This is a genomic window from Okeania sp. SIO2F4 (assembly GCF_010672385.1).
Lineage (GTDB): Bacteria > Cyanobacteriota > Cyanobacteriia > Cyanobacteriales > Microcoleaceae > Trichodesmium.
Map to the genome: position 1 here is coordinate 1 of NZ_JAAHGT010000629.1, position 5,798 is coordinate 5,798.

At 36.5% G+C, this 5,798-nt stretch carries 9 protein-coding genes; 1 reads left to right on the plus strand and 8 read right to left on the minus strand.

Going from position 1 to position 5,798, the window contains the following annotated elements:
* Window positions 1-110: 110 nt before the first annotated feature.
* From F6K22_RS43615 to F6K22_RS29120, 7 genes are all read right to left on the minus strand, one after another.
* Window positions 111-251, minus strand: coding sequence for a zinc ribbon domain-containing protein (locus F6K22_RS43615; RefSeq protein WP_483244174.1), 141 nt, complete (start codon window positions 249-251; stop codon window positions 111-113).
* A gap of 99 nt (window positions 252-350) precedes the next feature.
* Window positions 351-641 carry a transposase gene (locus F6K22_RS43620; RefSeq protein ID WP_483244175.1) on the minus strand — a complete coding sequence of 97 codons (291 nt, stop codon included), beginning with the start codon at window positions 639-641 and terminating at the stop codon, window positions 351-353.
* 59 nt (window positions 642-700) lie between these two features.
* The gene (locus tag F6K22_RS43625) at window positions 701-961 is read right to left on the minus strand and encodes a hypothetical protein (RefSeq protein ID WP_483244171.1); all 261 of its coding nucleotides are present in this window, start codon (window positions 959-961) and stop codon (window positions 701-703) included.
* A gap of 60 nt (window positions 962-1,021) precedes the next feature.
* Window positions 1,022-1,216, minus strand: coding sequence for a hypothetical protein (locus tag F6K22_RS43630; RefSeq protein ID WP_483244172.1), 195 nt, complete (start codon window positions 1,214-1,216; stop codon window positions 1,022-1,024).
* Window positions 1,179-1,292, minus strand: coding sequence for a helix-turn-helix domain-containing protein (locus F6K22_RS43635; protein WP_483244173.1), 114 nt, complete (start codon window positions 1,290-1,292; stop codon window positions 1,179-1,181). The genes F6K22_RS43630 and F6K22_RS43635 overlap by 38 nt, the downstream gene beginning before the upstream one ends.
* A gap of 108 nt (window positions 1,293-1,400) precedes the next feature.
* Window positions 1,401-1,844 carry a hypothetical protein gene (locus tag F6K22_RS29115; protein WP_293106124.1) on the minus strand — a complete coding sequence of 148 codons (444 nt, stop codon included), beginning with the start codon at window positions 1,842-1,844 and terminating at the stop codon, window positions 1,401-1,403.
* A gap of 540 nt (window positions 1,845-2,384) precedes the next feature.
* The gene (locus F6K22_RS29120; RefSeq protein ID WP_293106127.1) at window positions 2,385-2,948 is read right to left on the minus strand and encodes a hypothetical protein; all 564 of its coding nucleotides are present in this window, start codon (window positions 2,946-2,948) and stop codon (window positions 2,385-2,387) included.
* Between the two features lie 107 nt (window positions 2,949-3,055).
* On the opposite strand from F6K22_RS29120, the gene rpsD reads away from it, so the two are divergent.
* Entirely contained in the window at window positions 3,056-3,664 is a 609-nt protein-coding gene (gene rpsD, locus F6K22_RS29125; RefSeq protein WP_293106130.1) for a 30S ribosomal protein S4, read from the plus strand.
* A gap of 340 nt (window positions 3,665-4,004) precedes the next feature.
* Here the strand turns inward: rpsD and moaA are convergent, their stop codons facing one another.
* A complete protein-coding gene (moaA, locus tag F6K22_RS29130) occupies window positions 4,005-4,991 on the minus strand; it encodes a GTP 3',8-cyclase MoaA (RefSeq protein WP_293106132.1) in 987 nt (328 codons plus the stop codon).
* Window positions 4,992-5,798: the final 807 nt, after the last annotated feature.

Consider the following 5,798-nt stretch of genomic DNA (forward strand, 5'->3'; position numbering starts at 1 on the left):
CGCACCGCTTGCGCCTATCGGCGAGGCGGGGTCTGACCGCTTGCGTCTTACGCACCCCGCGGGTTCCCATCCGCAAAATATAGCACTACGCATTAAGGCTCTTGACATTTCTAAACCCTGAAACCTTTTAACCGTTTACTATTCCCTCCATACCTATTCCCTATTCCCGATTCAAGTAGCGCTATATTTATACTTGCATTTATGTCGCGGTCATGGTTCGCACCACACTCTGGGCCATCCCACTCTCTAATATTTTAGAGGTAATTTCTCCACTACATGACCACAATTAGAGCAACGCGCGCGAACTGGGAAAATATCGGTCAATTTATAAAAATTGACGACCATACCATTCAGCTTTGTAATCGGCGTTGCCTCACTAATTCTCCCCAGTTAGCATCTGATATAGCTCTAGCTAACTTGTGGTTCTTGACCATGTTTTTTACTGACAAATCCTCAACTACTATCGTTTGATTTTCCCTGATTAGTCGTAGGGGAGCCGTCGGATTGGCGACGTATGTCAGCTTATGGGTGTAGTCAATTCTTGAATCCTTAATCTTGGCGTGTATCTTGGCGACTTTTAGTCTGGCTTTTTGATAATTATTAGACTTTTTGTCGGGTTTTCTATTTAAAGATTTTAGCAGCTCACCTCAGTTTTTTATGTAACTTCTGAAGATTCTTAGGGTTGGCAACTTTTTCTCCATCACTTGTAGTAACTAAACTGGTAATTCCGCGCGTCAATACCAATTTGCTTCTTAATCGGTTCAAGCCTCAAATCTCTGGTGTCGTTGATTCTTAAAGATATAGACCATCTACCAGAGGGGTCAAGTTTGACAGTAATTGTACTAGGTACACAACCTGCTGGTAGTTGCCTACTCCATCTGATAGGTAATGGTTCAGAGCATTTAGCGAGACTAACTTGACCATCTTTCCACTTAAATGCGGATGCGTGTGAATTCGGCACTACCACCCCGCGCGCTTTTTCTTGAAGTTAGGATATTTAGCACGTCCACTAAAAAAGTTGCTAAAAGCAGTCTGTAGATGGACTACCGCCTTGCTGCAATGGTACACTACTTACTTCATTAAGGAAATCTAAATCTTCCTGTTTTTTCCAGTTCGTCAACATAGCTGAAGTTTGCTTGTAACTTACTCGCTCTTTTTTCTTGTACCAAGCTTGAGTTCTAGCTGAAGTGCGCTTTGTCGTAGATGAGGCGTACACATCCCAACGTCCTGAGCAACAGACTTTCCTGTTCAGGAGTGGGGTAAAATCTAAATCTGTACGATGCATCAACCATCTACTGCTTAATTTTCAACTACAAATCCTTAACTAAATATAAAAAACTTCCAGTTTAAATTACTGGAAGTACAGAGAAAATTTATTCCACTTAAGTACAACAATCAAATTATTTTACAAGAGAGATTTCTTGATCCGCGACAACTTCAGATTGTACATTATCAGCAACATTATCCTCAACTAAATCTAGTTCACCACCAGGTGCTTCAGGATGCTGTTGAACAAATGTTTCTTCTACTGGTACTTCCATAGACTCATCACTAGCATCAACATTGGCTTCTGCTTTACGAGAAATATAACGAGTAGCAAAAAAAGCACCTAACCCAGTTAAACCTAGTGTACCAGCAGCAATACCAGCAATAGCAAAGTCAGACGACTTACCAGGAAATTTTTTGCTTAACCAAGAGTCTAGTGAAATTAAAGGTTTTTCTGCTGATGTAAAGCTTTTTCCTTTGCCACTAAAAGGACAAGCTTCTACAGAATTAGCAAAAAGTACACCACCAGCGATCGCTACAGTGGACAGAGCAGTGGCCATAATATTCAGCTTTTTCATTTTTGTTTGGTTTAGTAAAGTACCTTTAGAAAGGTAATCATAACAGCACTTTCCTAAAGTTGCAACTAAGGAAAAAGACTTTGTTATCTCCTCCTGACTAAACTCATAAATAAATTGGTAGAGACAAATTTTTTATATTAGCAAAAACCAGGAAAAAACCTACAGCAATCCTATTTCAATTGTAATAATTTTAGTGGTAGGGTCAAATGGCTATTTTCCCTTAAAGGATTTAGCGAGCAGTCTGATTAGTAACATACAGTAGTCAGGAGTAATAATTTACTCATGTTTTAATTTCAAATTAACTGTTATACAAATTTTCACAACCAATTTAAGATTGCTATAAAAACTAAATAAAGTAAGTATTCAGCCGTCAGCTATCACCTATTGCTTTTAGTGCCCTTTATCAAGCTTTATTTAGCTAAAATTAAATCTTAACTATAAAAGTTTTCTTCCTAGTAAACCCTGTCTTTAAAAGGAGTTTCTTATTGCTGAAAGCTGAATGCTTACAAAATAAAGGAGGTTTATTGCTGAATAATTCAATTAACTTTCTTCCTCTGAATCAACTTCACTTATTTCTTGATTAGGATTAAGACAAGTAGCTAATAATTCTTCTGTTGATAATCCGACATTAGCACTTAAACCAATCACACAAGAAGAAAAATTTTCTGGCAGTAAACTAAGACGACAACTTTCTAATACAGCAGATTCATTAGATGTATCTTTAACTGATTTATTAATCTTTTTCACACAAGTTCCTAATTCATCAACTCTTCTCACCCGTTGACAATTAAATAGAATCTCTTGTGCGGGAAGTTCTTCTGTTGTATTATCATAAATTTTTGTGACACATCTTGATAAGTCTCTAGGCTTTAAAGCTGCGCCACAAGCATTAGCTACTTCTGACTCAGATAAACCTATGCTTAATAAATCCCTCGAGCAAATTCTAAATGATTTTCTATTTGCCTGAGCTGTTGCTACTTCAGGAATAACCATCAACAAACTACAACTAAAAAGTTGTATTGCTGCTAAAGATATCCAGCGTTTATTCAAGTATTTCTTAGGTGCAGATAAGGGAAATTTATCAGAGAAGTTCATACTAGGCATAACAAATAATAAAAATTAAACTCAATAGTGGACAATTGACAAGGTAGCAATTAAATAGTATATGATATAGGATTGTGGCTAAATTTTACGTTAATGAGGAAATTATTATGTCTAGATATAGAGGTCCACGTTTAAGAATAGTACGTCGCCTGGGCGATCTGCCAGGACTAACTCGTAAAAGTGCCAGACGTGCTTATCCACCTGGTCAACATGGTCAAAATCGCAGAAAGCGTTCAGAATATGCGATTCGATTGGAAGAGAAACAGAAACTACTATATAATTATGGTCTTTCTGAACGTCAACTTCTACGTTATGTAAAAAAAGCTCGTCGTGCAGCAGGTTCCACAGGGCAAGTATTACTACAATTTCTAGAAATGCGTTTAGATAATACCGTATTTCGTTTAGGAATGGCTCCAACTATTCCCGGCGCACGACAGTTAGTTAATCATGGTCATGTGACAGTGAATGGTAAGGTGGTAAGTATTGCTAGCTATCAGTGTAAACCTGGAGAGGTAATTAGTGTTAAGGAAAAAGAAAAATCTAAGGAAATGGTAAAGACTAATCTCCAATATCCAGGTTTAGCTAATATTCCTAGCCATTTAGAATTTGATAAAGACAAACTTGTTGGTAAAGTTAATGGTGTTGTGGAACGGGAGTGGGTGGCGCTTCAAATTAACGAACTGTTAGTTGTGGAATATTATTCTAGACAAGCTTAGAGTCCAAGCATTTAGCTGTCAGCTATCAGCTATTGCTTTTAGTGTACGATAAGAACTTTATTAACAGGATTTATACCGTTTTACTAAAGTCAGAAGTCAGTAGGGGGTGATTCGCGAATCACCCGTACAGAAGTCAGAAGTCATATTTTAGCTAAATCGTCGATTCATCTCGCGCCATAATATGCAGATTTGGCGCGAGATGAATCGGCAGTAAATTAATGGGGCACACCGAAACTAATAAGCTTGTGGGAGATTTGCCCTCTGGCTTGATTGGAGAAATCCTGTTAAGTGATGGCGAGTCTGGGAACCAAGAATCCCCGCTGCTTTAGTACGGGGAGTGTCAACCTCCAATTTGCGACATAGTTCGACTATAAATTCCAGTAGTACCAGACTCTCTTTGTTTAAAATTAATTTCTGGTTTTATACCTAATAAATATTCCACTTGCTGCCTTAACTCCTCAACAGAAACTCCATTACGCAAAGCATTTTTTAAATCTATTTGACCCATTTCATTTAAAAGGCAAGGTCTTAACCATCCATCTGCAGAAAGACGCATTCTATTACAGCGATCGCAAAAGCATTCGGACATTTGACTAATAAACCCAAGGGTTCCTAGAGCGCCAGGAATTTGAAATACATCGGCAGGTCCATTTCCTCTGACAAAAGATTCTGTTAGTCCCCATTTTTTCCCAATCCTTTGCCTTAATTCTTCAGAAGAAATCCAACCTCTATCATCAAATAATTTATCATTACCTATAGGCATAAATTCAATAAATCGAATGTGCCAATTACGGTCAATAGTTAAAGCTGCTAAATCTAAAACTTCATCGTCATTAACCCCAGGAATAACAACCACATTTAATTTCAAAGGGTCAAAACCTACCTCATAAGCAGCTTGAATACCATTCCAAACAAGCTGCCAACGACTACGACCTCTATTACCAATAATTAAATTAAAAGTATCTGAGTCTAGAGAATCCAAACTAATATTAATTCTACTTAAACCAGCTTGATATAAATCTTTTGCCATATCTGCCAATAAAAATCCATTAGTCGTCATAGATAAATCTTTTGTTTCTGGAAAAGAAGCGATCGCCCCAACCAAGTCTACAAGACCAGGGCGTAATAAAGGTTCACCTCCTGTTAAGCGAAACCGAATAAAACCGACAGGAATAAACACCTCTTTGAGTAGAGTTAGTAATTCATTATTAGTCAATAAATTTTGTTTTAAGATATAGTCAATTTCTGTACCTTCTGGCATACAATATTGACACCGAAAATTGCAACGATCTATCAAACTAATTCTGAGATAATCAACTATGTTCATGTTAAAATTTATATGTTAAGACAATGTAGATTTTACTTTACTGGCTGGATATTTGCCAGTTATAACCATTTTTTTTAATACTCCAATTTATCTAAGTAGGTAGGTCAAATTAAATAGAAAATGATTGTTGAGAGGGAACAGGGGAACATAAGAAATGTGGATAGTGATTAAACAATTTCTCTGAGATCACCTGGCATCTGCCTATTAGTTTTATATTTTTTTACACCTACCTATTTAAATATTGCTAGTCTTAGTAAAAATTTCGTTAGTCAACACCTAAATAATTTTAGAGTATTCCCAGACAGGTTAGGAGAAAATAGGTTTGTTTAGATGATACTATAACAATTACTACCTCAGGTATTAGCTATCAGCTTTTTAATTTTTCTCTAGATGTTGACTTGAGCAGATTAGTTGCTCTACTCTATCAACATAAAAACTGCTATATCAGTATTGGCAAGGAGTCTTGTTGATATTTCAATTGACTGTATAATTTTTAGTGTTTATTCTTAGATAAGATTATTCTTCAAATATCTAACTTTGTCAGCAGCATTCAGCCGTCAGCTCTTAGCTGTCAGCTATTAATTTATTATCTTTGAAAGAGGAAGTAGAATTGAAAGATTGAGCAAAAATTAAAAGTTACTCTCAAAGTAGATTAGCTAATCTTCCTCATTAATTAAAAAGCTATAGCAATCCGCCCATAGGTTGCGGGTAATTAAAAAGTAAATAAAAAAGTTGAAACTCCCACCAGATGAGCTGTAGCAATAGTGCCTGTTGCCTAAAAAGCATTCAACAATTAATAATTAATAA

Coding starts and splice junctions, on each gene's coding strand:
- F6K22_RS43635 (WP_483244173.1), bottom strand. CDS start 1,292: ATGGTTGATGCATCGTACAGATTTAGATTTTACCCCACTCCTGAACAG.
- F6K22_RS29115 (WP_293106124.1), bottom strand. CDS start 1,844: ATGAAAAAGCTGAATATTATGGCCACTGCTCTGTCCACTGTAGCGATC.
- F6K22_RS29120 (WP_293106127.1), bottom strand. CDS start 2,948: ATGCCTAGTATGAACTTCTCTGATAAATTTCCCTTATCTGCACCTAAG.
- rpsD (WP_293106130.1), top strand. CDS start 3,056: ATGTCTAGATATAGAGGTCCACGTTTAAGAATAGTACGTCGCCTGGGC.
- moaA (WP_293106132.1), bottom strand. CDS start 4,991: ATGAACATAGTTGATTATCTCAGAATTAGTTTGATAGATCGTTGCAAT.